At 64.7% G+C, this 16422-nt stretch carries 18 protein-coding genes and 1 tRNA gene; 9 read left to right on the forward strand and 10 right to left on the reverse strand.

Translation table 11 applies throughout. The features are described from left to right. Positions 1 to 14: 14 nt before the first annotated feature. Entirely contained in the window at positions 15 to 572 is a 558-nt protein-coding gene (locus NA29_RS20635) for a hypothetical protein (protein ID WP_039401126.1), read from the reverse strand. Positions 573 to 770: 198 nt separating this feature from the next. Then, positions 771 to 855, reverse strand: a tRNA-Leu gene (locus NA29_RS20640). Positions 856 to 947: 92 nt separating this feature from the next. On the opposite strand from NA29_RS20640, the gene NA29_RS20645 reads away from it, so the two are divergent. The 6 genes from NA29_RS20645 (at position 948) to NA29_RS20670 (ending at position 6070) form a co-directional block, all read left to right on the forward strand. After that, the gene (locus tag NA29_RS20645) at positions 948 to 1172 is read left to right on the forward strand and encodes a hypothetical protein (protein WP_039401128.1); all 225 of its coding nucleotides are present in this window, start codon (positions 948 to 950) and stop codon (positions 1170 to 1172) included. Next, a complete protein-coding gene (locus NA29_RS20650; protein ID WP_084103988.1) occupies positions 1169 to 1825 on the forward strand; it encodes a chromate transporter in 657 nt (218 codons plus the stop codon). The genes NA29_RS20645 and NA29_RS20650 overlap by 4 nt, the downstream gene beginning before the upstream one ends. A gap of 5 nt (positions 1826 to 1830) precedes the next feature. Further along, positions 1831 to 2355, forward strand: coding sequence for a chromate transporter (locus NA29_RS20655; RefSeq protein WP_224786972.1), 525 nt, complete (start codon positions 1831 to 1833; stop codon positions 2353 to 2355). Between the two features lie 181 nt (positions 2356 to 2536). Beyond that, a complete protein-coding gene (egtB, locus tag NA29_RS20660) occupies positions 2537 to 3901 on the forward strand; it encodes an ergothioneine biosynthesis protein EgtB (protein ID WP_084103990.1) in 1365 nt (454 codons plus the stop codon). Further along, positions 3901 to 4893 (forward strand): L-histidine N(alpha)-methyltransferase, encoded by a 993-nt coding sequence (gene egtD, locus NA29_RS20665; RefSeq protein WP_039401129.1) that lies wholly within the window; start codon positions 3901 to 3903, stop codon positions 4891 to 4893. The genes egtB and egtD overlap by 1 nt, the downstream gene beginning before the upstream one ends. A gap of 349 nt (positions 4894 to 5242) precedes the next feature. Beyond that, positions 5243 to 6070: a DUF4088 family protein gene (locus NA29_RS20670; RefSeq protein ID WP_039401132.1), complete on the forward strand. Its 828-nt coding sequence runs from the start codon at positions 5243 to 5245 to the stop codon at positions 6068 to 6070. Between the two features lie 33 nt (positions 6071 to 6103). On the opposite strand, the gene NA29_RS20675 is transcribed toward NA29_RS20670, so the two are convergent. The 3 genes from NA29_RS20675 to NA29_RS25860 form a co-directional block, all read right to left on the reverse strand. Then, the gene (locus NA29_RS20675; protein WP_039401133.1) at positions 6104 to 6997 is read right to left on the reverse strand and encodes a DMT family transporter; all 894 of its coding nucleotides are present in this window, start codon (positions 6995 to 6997) and stop codon (positions 6104 to 6106) included. Between the two features lie 126 nt (positions 6998 to 7123). Continuing rightward, positions 7124 to 8116: a hypothetical protein gene (locus tag NA29_RS20680; protein WP_039401135.1), complete on the reverse strand. Its 993-nt coding sequence runs from the start codon at positions 8114 to 8116 to the stop codon at positions 7124 to 7126. Further along, a complete protein-coding gene (locus NA29_RS25860) occupies positions 8113 to 8415 on the reverse strand; it encodes a hypothetical protein (protein WP_150661757.1) in 303 nt (100 codons plus the stop codon). The genes NA29_RS20680 and NA29_RS25860 overlap by 4 nt, the downstream gene beginning before the upstream one ends. Before the next feature lie 423 nt (positions 8416 to 8838). Between NA29_RS25860 and NA29_RS20685 the strand changes: the two genes are divergently transcribed. Beyond that, complete coding sequence (locus NA29_RS20685) at positions 8839 to 9315, forward strand: nitrate reductase associated protein (protein WP_039401138.1); 477 nt, start codon at positions 8839 to 8841, stop codon at positions 9313 to 9315. 14 nt (positions 9316 to 9329) lie between these two features. Here NA29_RS20685 and garD read toward each other — a convergent pair whose 3' ends face one another. Next, a complete protein-coding gene (gene garD, locus NA29_RS20690) occupies positions 9330 to 10916 on the reverse strand; it encodes a galactarate dehydratase (RefSeq protein WP_039401139.1) in 1587 nt (528 codons plus the stop codon). Between the two features lie 377 nt (positions 10917 to 11293). Here garD and kdgD point away from each other — a divergent pair, with 377 nt between their 5' ends. Both kdgD and NA29_RS20700 read left to right on the forward strand, forming a co-directional pair. Next, the gene (gene kdgD / locus NA29_RS20695; RefSeq protein WP_039401142.1) at positions 11294 to 12205 is read left to right on the forward strand and encodes a 5-dehydro-4-deoxyglucarate dehydratase; all 912 of its coding nucleotides are present in this window, start codon (positions 11294 to 11296) and stop codon (positions 12203 to 12205) included. Between the two features lie 10 nt (positions 12206 to 12215). Beyond that, complete coding sequence (locus NA29_RS20700; RefSeq protein ID WP_039401146.1) at positions 12216 to 13790, forward strand: aldehyde dehydrogenase (NADP(+)); 1575 nt, start codon at positions 12216 to 12218, stop codon at positions 13788 to 13790. A 92-nt stretch (positions 13791 to 13882) separates the two neighbouring features. Here the strand turns inward: NA29_RS20700 and NA29_RS25575 are convergent, their stop codons facing one another. From NA29_RS25575 to NA29_RS20715, 4 genes are all read right to left on the reverse strand, one after another. Then, positions 13883 to 14323 (reverse strand): anti-sigma factor, encoded by a 441-nt coding sequence (locus NA29_RS25575; RefSeq protein ID WP_167370908.1) that lies wholly within the window; start codon positions 14321 to 14323, stop codon positions 13883 to 13885. After that, a complete protein-coding gene (locus NA29_RS25580) occupies positions 14310 to 14885 on the reverse strand; it encodes a hypothetical protein (RefSeq protein ID WP_084103994.1) in 576 nt (191 codons plus the stop codon). Before NA29_RS25580 ends, NA29_RS25575 begins: the two co-directional genes overlap by 14 nt. Next, complete coding sequence (locus NA29_RS20710) at positions 14885 to 15457, reverse strand: RNA polymerase sigma factor (RefSeq protein ID WP_039401148.1); 573 nt, start codon at positions 15455 to 15457, stop codon at positions 14885 to 14887. Before NA29_RS20710 ends, NA29_RS25580 begins: the two co-directional genes overlap by 1 nt. A gap of 176 nt (positions 15458 to 15633) precedes the next feature. Then, positions 15634 to 16026 carry a COG4315 family predicted lipoprotein gene (locus tag NA29_RS20715; RefSeq protein WP_084103996.1) on the reverse strand — a complete coding sequence of 131 codons (393 nt, stop codon included), beginning with the start codon at positions 16024 to 16026 and terminating at the stop codon, positions 15634 to 15636. Positions 16027 to 16422 lie beyond the last annotated feature (396 nt).

Here is a 16422-nt window from a genome sequence, read left to right on the forward strand (position 1 = left end):
GATTTCTGTGTTAACTATGCCCCGCGTTCCTGCAACGCATGCCGGATAGCTGTCGAGATCACTAAAACATCTTTGCGGGCTGGTGCGCCATTCCATAGTACGAGCCAACCCATTAGACACACGCCAGCTTCCCATACCAGCAGGAATCCGGTGACTGTCAGTGCATTGAGCAAACTAGATGCTTGTGCAATAGCTGGATAGAGGCCACCGAACAGCCCACAGAACAACATGACGCTCACCATTACCAAGGCTATTGCGGTAATGAAGCGGCTATAACCTGAAGACATAAACGATCCAACAAGTAACGATCCCTCGCCACTTATCAGTAAGCGCCCCCTGAGCCGCGTACCATTTCCTCGCATGAAGACATGCGAGATGCGCAACTCGACAGTGTCGGTACTCACAGAGCCCATCAGGAAATTTTTGTCAGGACGCCGTTCGGTGAGCATTTGCAGTTGAGCAAGCGCCTGCTCATAGGGCAAAGGACTTTGAATGCTGAACGGCTCGCCATCGAATACCTTCGAAAGCAGCCTAACGACCCATTTCGGGACGAGGGGCGTTAGAAGTTCCATCTGGCTTCAGACAGTTGAGAATTCGCAAACTTTTGGGTGCAAATTTCGGTGCAAATCTGGTGCACCGAGAAGCAAAAATAGCTTTCTTGGGCTACTTTTGACTACGTTATCGCACGGCTCCTGGAACGGAACGTCTGACACAATCCCCTGAAAAAATAGGGAATACTGCATCTGGCTTGATGTGGCTCGAAGCCATGGTGGTACCGGGGACCGGACTTGAACCGGCAAGCCCGAAGGCGGCGGATTTTAAGTCCGCTATGTTTACCAATTTCATCACCCCGGCAAGGGCACGCATTCTAACATCCCCCACCGAGATACGTCAGTTGGGTATCATGGGGGTATGCACTCACTGTGCGCGTCAACGGAGATCGCCCCATGCTGGAGAATCTCGACCGCATCGCCCTGTCGCTCGACGCCATCGAAACCGCCGCCCGCGACGTCGCCATGCATTCCCCCCAGAACGCGCAAGCCCTCTACACCGCGCTCATGGAAATCCGTAACGCCATCGCACTCGTCGCTCAGGAAGTCGTGCGCCTCGAACACGAACTCCATGGCCCCCTTCAAGGCCACCCCCACTCCCCCGGCACCGGACAATCGTGACATCCCACGCTTCCCCGCCCTCCGACGTCTCACACCCAGCGTCGTCAGCCCCCGGCCCCACCACCCCCAACCCCACCAAACGCCCCACCTGCTGGGACCTTGCGCTCGCCTTCGGCACCGTCGGCGCGACAGGCTTCGGCGGTGTCCTGCCGTGGGCGCGCCGGATGGTCGTCGACCAGCGCCGCTGGCTCACCGACAGGGAATTCGCCGAATTGCTCCCGCTCGCGCAACTCCTGCCCGGCCCCAACGTCGCTAATATCGCCACCGTCCTCGGTCGTCGCTTTCGCGGCCCCCGAGGCGCCGCCGCCGCCGTCGCGGGGCTCTACTTCTGCCCAACCATCGTCATCATCCTGATCGGCTTCGCCTACGCCAGGTGGGGGCAGACGCCACTCGTCCAACACGTGCTCTCCGGCCTGATGCCCGCAGCAACGGGTCTCGTGATCGCGACTTCGGTCCGCCTGCTCGCCGGACTAAAGCGCCACTGGACGACACTCGCGTTCGCCGCCGCGACCTTCCTCGGCAGTTTCGTTTTCGGACTTCCTCTGTTACTGGTCCTCGGCGTGCTCGGCCCCTGCGCAATCCTGAGCGCCTATCGACTCGAGCGGCTAGACAAGCGCGACCGGCAACGTCATCAAGGCGACGCTACGCCCTGAGCATCATGACAACGCTCATCGATCTGTTCCTGCATGGCTCGCTATGGTCGCTGCTCGCCGTCGGTGGCACCAACGTCACGCTCGCCGATATCCATCGCTACGCCGTCGACACCCGGCACTGGATTACCGACGCCCAGTTCGTCACCTTCTTCTCGCTCGCACAGGCCGCGCCCGGCCCCAATGGCATGGCCGTCACCCTGATCGGCCTGCAAGCCGCCGGACTGCCCGGCGCATTCACCGCCACGCTCGCCAAATGCGCCCCAAGCTCGCTCCTCGCTTATCTGGTCGGCGGATGGGTGGACCGTCACGAACACTCGCCCTGGGTCCGCGCCGTACGCGCCGGCCTCGCGCCGATCACCGTCGGCCTGCTCGCCGCCAGTAGCGCACTGCTCGCCCGGGAAGTCGATATCAACGTGGCGCGCGGACTTATGACGCTCGTCGCGGTCGTCATCACCCTGCGCACCCGCTGGAATCCGCTGTGGCTCATCGCCACAGGCAGCTTGCTCGGCCTCACCGGATGGTTGATGTAGGCATCGTCTGACGGGCCGCCGAGGCTTATGACACAAGGCGATGGAGGCAGACGGCAGCCAGCGTCAACCCTCGTTACGAACCGTCACATACTGGCCCCAAACTGGGGGTACATGACGCCCCGGCAACGGGTCTACAATAGGCAGCACGTTTCACAACACGGTGTGTCCCCGGGTATTTCCTATGACCGTCCCCTGTTGTACGTCGCAAGCCGAGGCGCCCTCAGGCACCTCCCCCAATGCATCCCCCTCGCGGACCGCTCGCGATGGGCCGTCTGCCAATGCGGAGACGGCCTCGCCGATCACATCGCCCGTCACATCCCTGCATGCTCGCTTTGACGCCGTGCGCGCTGCGTCCGTCGCCTTCGCGCAAGGCCTCTCGGATGCCGACGCCACCGTGCAGTCGATGCCGGACGCCAGCCCGATCAAGTGGCACCTGGCCCACACCACCTGGTTTTTCGAGACGTTTCTGCTGAGCGAAGCGAACGTCCCATCCGGGCGACCCGGACCCCGTTACCGGCCTTACGATCCCCGCTTCGCTTACCTCTTCAACTCGTATTACGAAGCCGCCGGTCCGCGTCATCCGCGTCCGCAGCGCGGGCTGCTCACGCGCCCAACGCTCGATGAAGTGCTCGCCTATCGCCGCCATGTCGACGCTGCCATGCACGCGCTCTTGCAACAGCCCGATCTCGCGCCCGACACCGTCGCGCTCATCACGCTCGGCCTGCACCACGAGGAGCAGCATCAGGAGTTGATGCACACCGACCTGCTGCATCTCTTCGCGCAGAATCCGTTGCGTCCCGCCCATCGTCCGCCATCGACCGCGCTTCACGCGAGCGAACCGCTGCAATGGATCGAGCACGGCGGCGGACAGCACAGCATCGGGCATCCGGGTGATGACAGCCGTTCAGGCGGCCACTTCGCCTTCGATTGCGAGACGCCCGCGCACGACGTACTGGTACGACCGTTCGCGATTGCGTCGCGCGTGGTGACCAACCGCGAATGGCGCGACTTCATCGAAGACGGCGGCTACCGCATGGCCGGACTCTGGCTCTCGGACGGCTGGGCGACCGTGCAGCGCGAAGGCTGGGGACATCCACTTTACTGGGAGCTGCACAACGGCGAATGGCAGTCGATGACGCTCGCAGGCATGCAGAGCGTCGACGACGACGCGCCCGTGCAACACGTGAGCTATTTCGAAGCGGACGCGTTCGCGCGCTGGGCGGGCAAGCGTCTGCCGACAGAACAAGAATGGGAGGTGGCGGCGCGCGGCGCAGGCAGCTCGTCGTCGCCGATGCAACCCACGATGGAGCAGCGCTTTGGCCCGGTATGGCAATGGACGGCCAGTCCATACGTCGCATACCCGGGATTCCGGACGGCATCGGGCGCCGTCGGCGAGTACAACGGCAAATTCATGTGCGGACAGTTCGTGCTGCGCGGCGGATCGCTCGCCACGCCGCCGGGACACGCACGCGTCACGTACCGTAACTTCTTCTACCCGCATCAGCGCTGGCAGTTCTGCGGCCTGAGGCTCGCGGAGGACCGCTGATGTTGCAAGCTACGCAAACCCAACAAGCCACGGCGTTCGTTTGCCCGTCATTGCCGGAAAACGCCTTTGCCACGGACGTGCTGGCCGGTCTCGGCCACACGCCGAAGACATTGCCCAGCGTCTGGTTGTACGACCAGCGCGGCAGTGAACTCTTCGAAGAGATCACAGGCCTCGACGAGTACTACCAGACGCGCACCGAAACCGCCCTGCTCGGCGAGTGCTCAGCCGCCATTGCCGATGTCGTCGGACCGAACGCCGTTGTCGTGGAGTTCGGCAGCGGGTCGAGCCGTAAGACACCGTTGCTGCTCGATGCCCTCGTCACGCCGCGCGCGTATGTCCCCGTCGACATTGCCGACGATTTTCTGGACGACGCCGTCGCCACGCTCGCGCGCCGCTGCCCCGGCATTCCGATGCTGCCGGTGCGCGCCGACTTCACGCGCCCGTTCCATCTCCCGCCGCAGTTGCACGACACGCAAGGGCCGCGCCTCGGCTTCTTCCCCGGCTCGACGATCGGCAACTTCGCGCCCGGACAAGCGGCCGCCTTTCTCGCACATGTCGGCAAGATGCTCGGACCGCACCGGCGCATGGTCGTCGGCGTAGACGCGTGCAAGGATCCCGCCGTGCTGCTGCCCGCGTACGACGACGCGCGCGGGGTGACGGCGCAGTTCGATCTGAACGTACTCGTGCGCATCAACCGCGAACTCGACGGCGATCTGCCGCTGGAGGCCTTCCGTCACGAAGCCCGCTTCAACGCGAAGGCCAGCCGTATCGAGATGCATCTGGTCGCACAGCGTGCATTCTCGGCCACCGTTCTCGGCCATCGCTTCGATTTCTCGGCGGGCGAGTCCATCCATACTGAGAACTCCTACAAATATGGACAGACGGAGTTCCGTGCACTCGCGAACTCCGCTGGATGGGATATCGAGCGCGTCTGGCTCGACGCCCGTTCGCGCTTCGCCGTCTACCTGCTGCGCGCCGCCAACGGCGAGTGATCCGGGGGCCGCCTCCACACGGCGTTGAAAGAAAATGCGCACCGAAGGCTAAAGTTTTTACGCCGTTGTGCCGTTGATGCATGCAGACTCATGCTGCCCGTCATGGACGTGACAAACGTCCGGCGGGACAGCCCATCTCACAGCGCACGGCCATGACCGCAGCGCACCGTTGATACGAATCGCTGCACATGACTTCACGCGCAATGGGGATGCACGTGGCACGGGCTCCGGCCGCTCCGCCTGTGGCCCGCCTCACTCACACGGGCACTCGCACCGACACTCGACCGGCCGACGCGACTTCGCTCGCGTGGGATCGGCACGCTATCGCCGTGACCGGGAGCCGGTCACGATGAGCCGCATCGCCCTGACCCTCTCCGACAGCGCGCTGGCCGACCTGCAAAAGGATTTCGACGCCTTCGTGCGCATCTCCGCTGCCGTCGACCGCCATTTCACGCCGCCGCCCTTCGACGACTTCCTGCGCGCCCGCCTGCTCGACAGCACCGTGCCGCTCACCGAAGCCGCCGTCGCCCAACTGCTCGCGGGCGGGCACTACGCGTGGGCCAAACGCACGTTCGACAAGCAGTTTCCGGACGTCGTCTCGATCATCCTGAATCAGGCGCGTCAGCACGGGTTCTACTTCGTGTCGCGCCCGGAATGGTCGCGCGAAGACATGGCGCGTCAGGCCAGCCGCTGGGCCGAAGGCATCGTGAGAGAAGCGAAGGGCGAGGAGCGTATCGTGGAATCGCTCGCCGGTCAGATCGTGACGTCGGCGCAGGACCTGCGAACGCTGGAGGCCACGTTGCAGACGCCCGCATGGCGCACCGCGTCGGTGCTGCGCGAACGTGTGTTCGAAGCCAAGCGCGCGGTCGAAACCGCCCGCTCGCTGCAAGCCCGCGAAAAGCTCGGTGAGCTGCGCGCGCTGCTCGATCTCGCCGTCATTTACGGCTCGGTCGGTGCTCAGGAAGCAGATCAGATTCTGGAGTATCTGGGCGTGCTGCGTCCCGAATTGTTCAACGACGATCCGGGCGTCTTCGAGCGCATCGCCGCCTGGTTGCGACGCCTGCTCACGCCGAGCATGCCGCGCCCCGCGCCCGCGCAGGAGGTTCAGGTGCCGACGCTTGGCACCGAAGCCTCGCATCAGAGCGCCGAGCCTCTGCAAACGCCCGTCACGCGCTAAGCGTTTCAGGCGCGTCCCTCACCGTCGTCACCGTCAGCGGTTAAAGATCAGCGCCACCCCGGCGCTGGCGATCAGCGCGCCCCACCAGGCGCCCGCTGCCGGACGCTGCCGGGTGCGAATCCACAGCAGCGGCAACACCATCACCGGCGTGGTCGCCGAGAGCGTCGCAATGACGCCCGTGTTGCCATGTCCCATGCCATACAGCAGTAACGTCATGCCGACGGCCACGCCGACAAAGCCGGAGGCCGCCGTGAGCGCCAGCGTGCCCGGCGTAAAGTCCGAGAAGATGCCTCGCCCGCGTCGCGCCGCAAGGATCGTCAGCCCGAGCGCCGACACGCCCACGCGCACCGCCGACGCCCCCACAGGATCCACGCCAGCCGCCATCACGGGCTTGGCGATGAGCGTCCCGATCGAGTGGCACAGCGCCGCCGTCAGCCCGATGGCGACACCCACGCGCACGTCGCCGCGCACCGACTCCCAGTGGTGCGCATCCTCACGACGACCGCCGAAAGCGATGGCCAGCGCCACCCCCGCCGTGACCAGCGCAACGCCCGCGACCGCCTGCCAGCCCAGCGCTTCGCCTAGCCAGAAGTACCCGAGTACGGCCGTCATCGGCGCATTGGTGGCGAAAACGATGGAGTTGCGTCGCGGCCCCAGACGTCCGAGAGACGTGTAGAGAATCGTGTCGCCCACGAGAATGCCGATCAGCCCGGACACTGTTAGTCGCAGCCACTGCTCGAGCGACAGCGACGGCCAGCCGCGCAGCACCGCGAGTGCGAACAGCAGCATCGCGAAGACCAGCAGCATGCGGGCGTAGTTGAAGGGGAACGAACCGGCCTGACGGACAGGCGTGATGGCGATCATGCCGCTGCAAGCCCAGCAGAGGGCGGCACCGAGCGCGGCGAGGTAGGCAAGTTGGGTTGTCATGGTCAGGGGGCGGACGGCGTAGGGCCGCAACCGCCCCCGCCGTTGGGACGCCATTATACGAGTGACATGCCCCAATCGGGGGCATGCGTTGCCCGACAACCTCAGGACGGCGCAACCCTTCGCTCGTCAGAGTTCTTCGTCGAGCCGGTGCAACGCGTCGAACATCACCCGGTACGCCGCAGCAACCCCATACGCGCCACGCAACATCCGCAGCCGCGACGGCACGTCCGGCTCGCCAGCGTCTTCCACCCATTGCGCGAGCAGCGCCGTGCCGCCGCACACGCTTGCGTCATGCCTGGCATGCGCGCAGACGGCCGCGAACCCGTCGGCTGCCGACGGATAGCGCTGCGCGAGCGCCTCGAACTGCGCTTCGATCTCGCTGGCCGCGCGCACCGTTGCGGGCGCCTGGCACAGCGCACAACATCCAACGTATGCGGGCATGTCGCCCGCCGCGCCGATGATGAAGTCGATCAGCGCGTGCGTCGCATCGAAGGCACCGCTGTCCAGAAACGTGCGCGCCGCCGGGCCGCATCGCAACAACCCTGCGGCCAGCATCGTCGACTGTCCGCGCTGCTCTCGGTACTGACGCAGTAGCAGCGGCCGCAGTGCCGCGTCGGTGCAGCGCTCCACCGCAATGCGATTGTGGACATCGGCCCCTGCCGCGCGGTGGTAGAGCTGCGCGAGAAACGCCAGCACCTGAATGTCACTCGACTCGCCCGCGAGGAAACGCGTCCAAAACGGTGCCGCAAAAATGCCCCGCACCCATGCGTCGCAGATCTGCCCGAACGCGGGCACGATGTCCTGGCTGTCGCGAGGTGTTGCGGGCAACACATGGACCAGCGCTTCGTCGGCAAGCGTTGCAAGCCACGTCCCACGTACCGGCGCTTGCGCCAGCAACACGCCATGCTTCATACGTTCGAGCCACAACGCCGTGTCGACGGGCGCCTCATGCAGCGTGCACGACACTTCATAGGACGACACGGTCACCGCTTCCGGCGCACACGTCCATTGCGCGTGCGGCGAGGCGATCACCCACACCGCGCCCCCCGTCGACACCGAAGCCCCTCCGCCCGCGTCGCCGTGCGCGCTTAACACCGGGTGAGTCGCAACGGCGCTCATCGGACGATGGCTCCGAGCAATGTCAGACATTCGGGCGCGATGCTGCGTACCACCTCCACCCTCGGCTGGCAGCCGCCATCGCCGCCCATGCCCGGCGGCTGTGCGGCCTCGACCACCGCCGGACGACGGCTCGTTCGGCTCGTTCGCGGCTTGCTGCCTACCGCACTGGCGCGGCTCGCAGGCTCAGACACCTCAGGCGACGCCGCTGAACCGTGCGACGTCGACGCCTTCGGCGACTCCAGGACTACGGGAAGAAAGGGGAAAGGCATCGGCGACGCATTAGACGTACGGGACGGCATGTCGGCTCCTGTCGGGGGTGAATCGGGAATGGATCGGCAGAATGCCTACCTTAGGAAATCCGGACGGCCTTGGGAAAGAACCGAATCTCTAGGACGCTTCATATTGCGGGGGATGTGAACTGTCCGAAATCGCTGGACGGCCCCTCAACGTCAGCCTTTCCGTGCTACGAGACGTCTCGCAAAACGATGGGATTTTTCAGTGTTCGCCCGAGTGTTTTTGAGAGTTTTCCCAAGAACAATTAGCACTTTTGGAAAGACAACACCCGCGAGGGGGACGCCGAAAGCGGTGCCACATTGGCCGGATCTTCCGCGTCGACGCGCCTCAATACCGTATCTTCACGGGCGCAACCCCTCCGCAATCGCCCTCGGGGCGCGAGTACAATCGGCCGCATGCGATACGTCGCCACACAAGGAGTGACAGCCATGCACCTTTACCAGCGTCTGCCAATGTTTGTTTTCGAAATTGAAGCCTGCGAAAACCTCAAATACATCACGATGGCGATTCGCTTCAATCTGGATCGCAACGGCCAGCATCTGTCGCTGGCGGACTGGCAACGCCTGCCGCAGGAAGCCCGTGAGACGCTCGCGTCGTGCGTGCCGGGCGATGACGATTTTGCTGCGCGTCTCGACGAAATCGCGCGCGATCACCTGGGACAGGCCGTCGAGCGCAGTGTCGACGCCGCGCCCACGGCCTGGCAGGACATGAACGCCTTGCCGCCGGGGTTGCTCAAGCAGTGCGAGATGGCCGACCTGCTGGCGCCGGACGTCGCCGACTGGGGCACGCTCACGCCGTTTCGCCGCTATGTCCTCACGAAGCTGTCGCGGCGCGACACGCTAAATCACTGCTTCGTGCCCGCCATGCTCGAATTCGGACTCGCGCAGACGCAAGCCGAACTCTGAGCCACACGCGGGTTTCAGGTCACCGGCGCGGGGTTGAACAACGTCAGCGCGTTGTGCAGGCCCCATCGCTCGGCCCACGTTTTTTCACCGCTTGCGACGGCCAGCATCAGGTGGAACAACTGCCAGCCCACGTCTTCGATGGTGGCCTCGCCCGTGGCGATGCGTCCGGCGTCCACATCCATCAAATCGTGCCAGCGACGCGCCAGATCCGAGCGCGTCGCCACCTTGATGACGGGCACCTCGGCGAGTCCGTAAGGCGTACCGCGCCCGGTCGTGAACACATGCAAGTTGATGCCCGCGGCCAGCTGGAGTGTGCCGCAGATGAAATCGCTCGCGGGCGTCGCGGCGTAGATCAGCCCGCGCTGGCTTTCGCGGTCGAGCTTCGCGCCGGGGGAAATCACGCCGTGAATCGGCCCGCTGCCCGACTTCACAATCGACCCCATCGCCTTCTCTACGATGTTGGACAACCCGCCGCGCTTGTTGCCCGGCGTGGTGTTGGCACTGCGGTCGACGCGCCCGCGCTCCAGATACGCGTCGTACCACGCCATCTCGCGAATCATCGCTTCGGCCACTTCCGGTGTGGCCGCACGTGAGGTCAGTTGGTCGATGCCGTCGCGCACTTCGGTGACTTCGGAGAACATGACCGTCGCGCCCGCGCGCACGAGCAGATCGGTGGCGAAGCCCACGGCCGGGTTGGCCGTCACGCCGGAGAACGCGTCACTGCCGCCGCACTGCACACCGACGATCAGCTCCGACGCCGGTACCGTCTCGCGCTCACGCGCATTGAGCCGCGTCAGGTGCGTGCGTGCCATCGTCAAGATGGAATCGATCATCGACAGAAAGCCGACGTGTGCGTCGTCCTGAAGACAGACAGTGTCCGGTTTCCCGTCTGCATCGGCGCTCCCGATAGGAATGCTGCCCGCCGGGAGCAAACGTTCCGGCTGCAACTTCTCGCAGCCGAGACTCACGACCATCACTTCGCCGCCAAAGTTCGGATTGGTGGAGATGTTGCGCAGCGTGCGGATCGGGACGATGGCATCCGGTGCGTCGATGGCCACGCCGCAGCCATACGTATGTTCCAGCGCGACAACGTCGTCGACGTTCGGATACTGCGCCAGCATCGTCTCCTTGATGCGTTTGACGGCGAACTCCACGACGCCCGCCACGCACTGCACCGTGGTCGTAATGGCGAGGATGTTGCGTGTGCCGACAGAACCGTCGGCGTTGCGATAGCCCCTGAACGTGAAGCCTTCGAGCGGCGGCAATTCGGCAGGCACACGCGTGCTGATAGGCAGACGGTCGAGCGACGGCGCTTCGGGCATCGCAAGGTTTCGCTCGTTGACCCAACTGCCTGCGCTCAGATCTCGCGCCGCGTAGCCGATGACCACCCCGTAGCGAACCACCGCTGCGCCTGCGGCCAGATCGATCAGCGCCACCTTGTGGCCCTGCGGCACGGCATCGATCAGCGTGAGTCCGTCCGCAAACCGACTGCCAGCAGGCAGACCGCCGTCGTTCACCACGATGGCGACGTTGTCCTCCGCCTGCATCCGAATGTAGCGCGGCATGTCTTTCCCGCCCGCCGTCTCCTGCGTTGCTGCCATATCCCCCCCCTCCCATCGCATCCCGCCAGCCCCGCGTTTCACGACGTTCGCTTTTCTCGATGCCTGCGATCTGTCGCGTCCCCCGGGACATGACACAAAAACCACGGGCGGTCGTTGATGTTCGCTCAACCACCCGTCACTTATGTGTCATCATACATCTAGAACCCCTACAATGCGTGGCTTTACGGGCCTCTGCGCGAATCGGGAAAAACCCTTCACACGCCTTTTGCGGGTTTATCCCACTGCCATTCGACAGGTCTGCCTCTTGTTCGACCTCATCACATGTTATACGATGACATATAACTCAGCGCCGAGCGCTGGTTGAGCACCTTCTTTATTCATCGAATCCGGCCCATCAGCCGACAGGAACTCTTGAAATGACTGCACCTCAAGAACTCAAGCACATCGTCTCGGACGGCTTGTTGTCTTTCCCCGTGACCGACTTCGACGCGAACGGCGACTTCAACGCACGCGGCTATGCCGAGCGTCTGGAGTGGCTCGCGCCGTTCGGCGCGACGGCGCTCTTCGCCGCCGGCGGCACGGGCGAATTCTTCTCGCTCACGCCGCAGGATTACAGCGCCGTGATCAAGACGGCCGTCGACACGTGTGCGGGCAAGGTGCCGATTCTCGCGGGCGCAGGCGGCCCGACCCGTCTGGCCATCGAGTACGCCAAGGAAGCCGAGCGTCTGGGCGCGAAGGGTGTGCTGCTCATGCCGCACTATCTGACGGAAGCCAGCCTCGGCGGCATCGCAGCGCACGTCGAACAGGTGTGTAAGGCCGTGAACATCGGTGTGATCGTCTACAACCGCGCGAACTCGAAGCTCGGCGCGGACCAGCTTGAGCGTCTGGCCGAAAACTGCCCGAACCTGATCGGCTTCAAGGACGGCGTGGGCGACATCGAACGCATGGTGCAGATCCGTCGCCGCATGGGCGATCGCTTCTCGTATCTGGGTGGCCTGCCGACGGCCGAAGTCTACGCAGCGGCCTACCGCGCGCTGGGCGTGCCGGTGTACTCGTCGGCCGTGTTCAACTTCATTCCGAAGACGGCGATGAAGTTCTATCGCGCCGTGTGCAACAACGATCAGGAGACCATCGGCCACCTGCTCGACGTGTTCTTCCTGCCGTACCTGGAGATTCGTAACCGTCGCGCGGGATACGCCGTGAGCATCGTCAAGGCGGGCGCCAAGCTGGTTGGCCGCGACGCCGGTCCGGTGCGCGCACCGCTGACCGACCTGCTACCGGATGAACTCGCCGCGCTCGACGCGCTCATCAAGAAGGTCGAAGGCTAAGGGGCCCCGCATGCAGATCACCGGTGAGATGTTGATCGGCCGCGCCGACGTGCGCGGCAGTGCGGGTACGCTCGAAGCGTTCGACCCCTCGCGTGGCGAGCGCCTGACGCCGTCGTTCGGCGCGGGCACCGTGCAGGACGTCGAGCGGGCGTGCGAACTGGCGCGCGCGGCCTTCGATCCGTTCCGCGCGTTGCCGCTGGCAAAGCGCGCCGAGTTTCTCGAAACCGTCGCTCAGGCCATCCTTGATCTCGGCGACGCCCTGATCGAACGCGGTCATGCCGAAACCGGCCTGCCCGTCGCGCGTCTGCAAGGTGAGCGCGGACGCACCGTCGGACAGTTGCGGATGTTCGCCCGCGTGGTGCGTGATGGACATTTCCTCGACGCCACCATCGACCCTGCGCAACCGGCACGCGAGCCGCTGCCGCGCAGCGACCTGCGTCTGGCGAAGATCGGTCTCGGTCCCGTGGCGGTGTTCGGCGCGAGCAATTTCCCGTTGGCGTTCTCCGTCGCGGGGGGCGATACGGCGTCGGCATTCGCGGCAGGTTGCCCGGTGATCGTGAAAGCGCACTCCGCGCATTTGGGGACGTCGGAACTCGTGGCGCGCGCCGTGCGCTCGGCCCTGCAGAAGCTCGATCTGCCGGAAGGTGTTTTCTCGCTGCTCGTCGGCGAGCGTGCCGTGGGCGAGGCGCTGGTGGCGCATCCGGCGATCGCAGCCGTCGGCTTCACCGGCTCGCGTAATGGCGGTCTCGCACTGCAACGCATCGCACAGTCGCGCGCAGTGCCGATTCCCGTGTACGCCGAGATGAGCAGCATCAACCCGGTGTATCTGTTGCCCGAAGCACTCGCCACACGCGGCGACGCCATCGCAAAGGGCTTCGTCGATTCGCTGACGATGGGCGTCGGTCAGTTCTGCACGAACCCCGGGCTGGTGCTGGGCCTCGCGGGCGACGCCCTCGAACGCTTCTGCCAGACGGCATCCGACGCGCTGACGGCCAAGGCTGCGGGCACCATGCTCACGCCAGGCATTCATCAGGCGTACGACAAGGGTGTCGCACGTCTGGCCGATGAACCGAACGTGACGCTCGTCGCGCGCGGTCAGGCGGGCGGTGCATGTCAGGGTCAGGCGGCCCTATTCCGCACGACGGCCGCCGAGTTTCTTGCCACCCCCGCGCTGCACGACGAAATGTTCGGGCCTGCGTCGGTCGTGATTGCTTGCAACACCGTCGACGAAATGATCGCCATCACGGAACGTCTGGAAGGTCAGTTGACAGCCACGCTGCAACTCGATGCTGGCGACACGGCTAACGCACGGCGTCTGCTGCCGAGCCTGGAACGTCGCGCCGGACGCATTCTCGCCAACGGTTTCCCGACGGGCGTCGAGGTGTGTCACGCGATGGTGCATGGTGGCCCGTTCCCGGCAACGTCGAACGCGATGTTCACATCGGTCGGCGCATCGGCGATCGATCGATTCCTGCGCCCTGTCTGCTATCAGGACCTGCCCGACGCCCTGCTGCCCGAAGCCTTGCAGGAGAGCAATCCGCTCAACCTGTGGCGACTTCGCGATGGCGCGCTCGCGCACGCGTAATCGTAATCGTGATCGCTGTCCCGCAATGACAAACGCCCTCGAATTCGAGGGCGTTTGTTTTGGTGCGACGCACGAATAGAAGACGAGAGTCGTTACGAAGCCTTTTGCGGCGACGTTACGTCCGGCAGCATCAACATGCCGTAAAGCGGCGTGACGGGACCGTCGGCCAATGCTTTCGCCACGGCCTTGAGATCGGTCGAACCCGGCGCACCGATGAGCGCGTAGCCAATCTGTCCCTTGCGCCACGTCACCACGCCCATCTTGTCGATCTTCTGTTCCGCCACGCTCTGATCGGGACGCGTATCGCGCACCACACACAACGCCACAGGATCGCCCGTCGCCGGGAGATACACCATCTGCACCAGCGCGCGATCCTGCCAGCGCAGACGCTGTACGCGCTTGAACGTCAGGCCCTGCGAGCGCAGGTCGGGCACGCTGATGTCGAGCTTGTCGTTCTGATGGATCTCACTGACGGTGCGTTCGGTGTCGCTGTCGTCGACATGAATCGACGCCACCGTGTCACGCGCATACAACTGCTGATACTCGGCCGCTGCGCGCACCCACGTCCGGCCCTGTGCGGGCGCTGGCGTGACCGACGCGGTCATGAAGCCCCCCCACACCCGAGCGATTCAGCACGCCCGACATCAACGGCAGCGTAATCGCCGTCGCCGCCACGCCGGCCGCGAAGGCCGCCGCGAGCCACCACGGGCGCACGCGGCGTCCGGCAGGTGCATCGTTGGCAGCGGGCACGTTGTGTGTGGTGTCGACATGCACAGGCTGCAACGGTAGCGCTGCCGTCGATTTAACGGTGTCGGGCGCGTGAGTGTCCTGTTGAGCCTCCTGAGTTGGCGGCGACGCCTGACGTTGCGCGTGCTCGCGCAGGAGTGCGTCGAGACCGGCGCTCAGGCTCTGCGGCACCGGCGGAATCACTTGCGCCGCGAACGTCTCGAGATACGGCAGACGCGAGGCCCGCAACGACGCGACCGCGTCGGCCAGTTCGGGCGACGCGGCAATGGCCGCTTCCACTTCCGCACGCTCCGCCGCAGGCAGCGCGTCGTCCACGTAAGCGAGCAGGCGGATATCGTCTTCGTTCATCACGCGTCCTCCTCACGTGCGCCAGCGGCCGCGCCACCACGAAGGGTGCGCTCTGCCGTGCGGGGTTGCCCCTCGGGGTTACGAAACTGGTCGCCGATAGTACGGCGCGCGCGTGACAGACGGCTCATGACGGTGCCAATGGGCACGTCGAGCACTTCTGCCGCTTCCTGATAACTCATGCCCTCCACTGCCACGAGCAGCAGCACGAGACGCTGCGCTTCGGGCAGACGGTCGACCGCGCCGAAGACCTGATGACAACTGGCCAGTTCTTCGGGCGTGGACGCCTGAAAATCGGGAATTGCATCGACGTCGGCTTCGTCCCACGCCAGACTGCCGCGCGAACGAACGCGCCGCGCGCGGATCTCGTTGATCCACGTCGTATGCACGATGCTGAACATCCAGCTCAACGCCGAGGATCCCGGCTGCCACTGGTGCACGCGCTCCAACGCGTGCACGCAAGCGCGTTGCACAAGATCCTCGGCATCATGGCGATCACCCGTAATACGCAAGGCGAACGCCCAGAGGCGTGGCAGCAAGCCCGGAAGCAAGCTGGGTAAATCCTGACCGGTCATCGGCGAATTTCCTGGCGGAGGGTGCGTGTCGGCCACCCAGTCCGAAGCGTCGCCAGCGAGTACCGCTGGCACCTGCCGCGAAATTATACTGAGCCGCCGCGACTTTGCATGCGCGTTCCCAGCCCGCCGATATGCCAACACGCGTCGCTCCCCGCCAGAATGCCGTCAGCGCCCGCTCAAGGCTTGACAACGTGCCACACGTCCTTGAAGCCGTCGCCCTTCTTGTCGCCTGCGGCCGCATCCTTCGCGAACAGGTACAGCGGCTTGCCCTTGTAGGCCCACTGCTTCATGCCGTCGTCGCGCGTGACAATGGAATAGTTGCCTTCGGCCTTCGCGCCGCCATCGGCCATGACCGGCGGCCAGGCCGTCGCACATCCGCCGTTGCAAGCGCTCTTGCCGCTGCCTGCCACATCGTTATCAAACGTATAGACGGTGCGGTTCTGCGCGTCGACGAGCATGCCGTCGGCCGTCTTGAGCGGGACTTCCGCGTGGGCCGCAGCCGCAGCGAACAGACCGGCAGCAGCCACGAGGCTGGTGAGAACAGCGGACATCGATTGACGTTGGTTCATGACTTTGGCTCCTGAGTGAAATGTCGTTGTCGACACTCTCTGAACGCTTCGCGCCGACCCTTTATTCCACACCTTTCTTAAGATATTTATTGTTGCGGCGCAGCACAGCGGGTGGCCCACGTCGCGTTCGATCCCTTGCGAGGTCCGCCTGACGCAACGCATGCTCAAGCGCGTCGCCTCAACGAACCGTTGACCTCTATCGCCCCCGGCCAAGCGGAATAATCGCCGTCTGCCAGACGTTTGCCCGTCGGGCAATGCGCCCAACCGCGCACCGACGCGCCACGATGCACCGTCTACGCGCGTCAGGCATAAAAAGATCAGACCGGACACATTCACATGAACGCCTCATCCAGCGCATCGGCATTAGCCACTCCGCACGCCGCTTCACAGCCCTCG

Origin of the sequence: Pandoraea sputorum (assembly GCF_000814845.2) — a bacterium.
Classification (GTDB): domain Bacteria; phylum Pseudomonadota; class Gammaproteobacteria; order Burkholderiales; family Burkholderiaceae; genus Pandoraea; species Pandoraea sputorum.

Excerpts from the sequence above, each read along its gene's own strand:
- NA29_RS20635 (WP_039401126.1), bottom strand. The coding sequence starts at position 572 with ATGGAACTTCTAACGCCCCTCGTCCCGAAATGGGTCGTTAGGCTGCTT.
- NA29_RS20645 (WP_039401128.1), top strand. The coding sequence starts at position 948 with ATGCTGGAGAATCTCGACCGCATCGCCCTGTCGCTCGACGCCATCGAA.
- NA29_RS20655 (WP_224786972.1), top strand. The coding sequence starts at position 1,831 with ATGACAACGCTCATCGATCTGTTCCTGCATGGCTCGCTATGGTCGCTG.
- egtB (WP_084103990.1), top strand. The coding sequence starts at position 2,537 with ATGACCGTCCCCTGTTGTACGTCGCAAGCCGAGGCGCCCTCAGGCACC.
- egtD (WP_039401129.1), top strand. The coding sequence starts at position 3,901 with ATGTTGCAAGCTACGCAAACCCAACAAGCCACGGCGTTCGTTTGCCCG.
- NA29_RS20670 (WP_039401132.1), top strand. The coding sequence starts at position 5,243 with ATGAGCCGCATCGCCCTGACCCTCTCCGACAGCGCGCTGGCCGACCTG.
- NA29_RS20675 (WP_039401133.1), bottom strand. The coding sequence starts at position 6,997 with ATGACAACCCAACTTGCCTACCTCGCCGCGCTCGGTGCCGCCCTCTGC.
- NA29_RS20680 (WP_039401135.1), bottom strand. The coding sequence starts at position 8,116 with ATGAGCGCCGTTGCGACTCACCCGGTGTTAAGCGCGCACGGCGACGCG.
- NA29_RS25860 (WP_150661757.1), bottom strand. The coding sequence starts at position 8,415 with ATGCCGTCCCGTACGTCTAATGCGTCGCCGATGCCTTTCCCCTTTCTT.
- NA29_RS20685 (WP_039401138.1), top strand. The coding sequence starts at position 8,839 with ATGCACCTTTACCAGCGTCTGCCAATGTTTGTTTTCGAAATTGAAGCC.
- garD (WP_039401139.1), bottom strand. The coding sequence starts at position 10,916 with ATGGCAGCAACGCAGGAGACGGCGGGCGGGAAAGACATGCCGCGCTAC.
- kdgD (WP_039401142.1), top strand. The coding sequence starts at position 11,294 with ATGACTGCACCTCAAGAACTCAAGCACATCGTCTCGGACGGCTTGTTG.
- NA29_RS20700 (WP_039401146.1), top strand. The coding sequence starts at position 12,216 with ATGCAGATCACCGGTGAGATGTTGATCGGCCGCGCCGACGTGCGCGGC.
- NA29_RS25580 (WP_084103994.1), bottom strand. The coding sequence starts at position 14,885 with ATGAACGAAGACGATATCCGCCTGCTCGCTTACGTGGACGACGCGCTG.
- NA29_RS20710 (WP_039401148.1), bottom strand. The coding sequence starts at position 15,457 with ATGACCGGTCAGGATTTACCCAGCTTGCTTCCGGGCTTGCTGCCACGC.
- NA29_RS20715 (WP_084103996.1), bottom strand. The coding sequence starts at position 16,026 with ATGAACCAACGTCAATCGATGTCCGCTGTTCTCACCAGCCTCGTGGCT.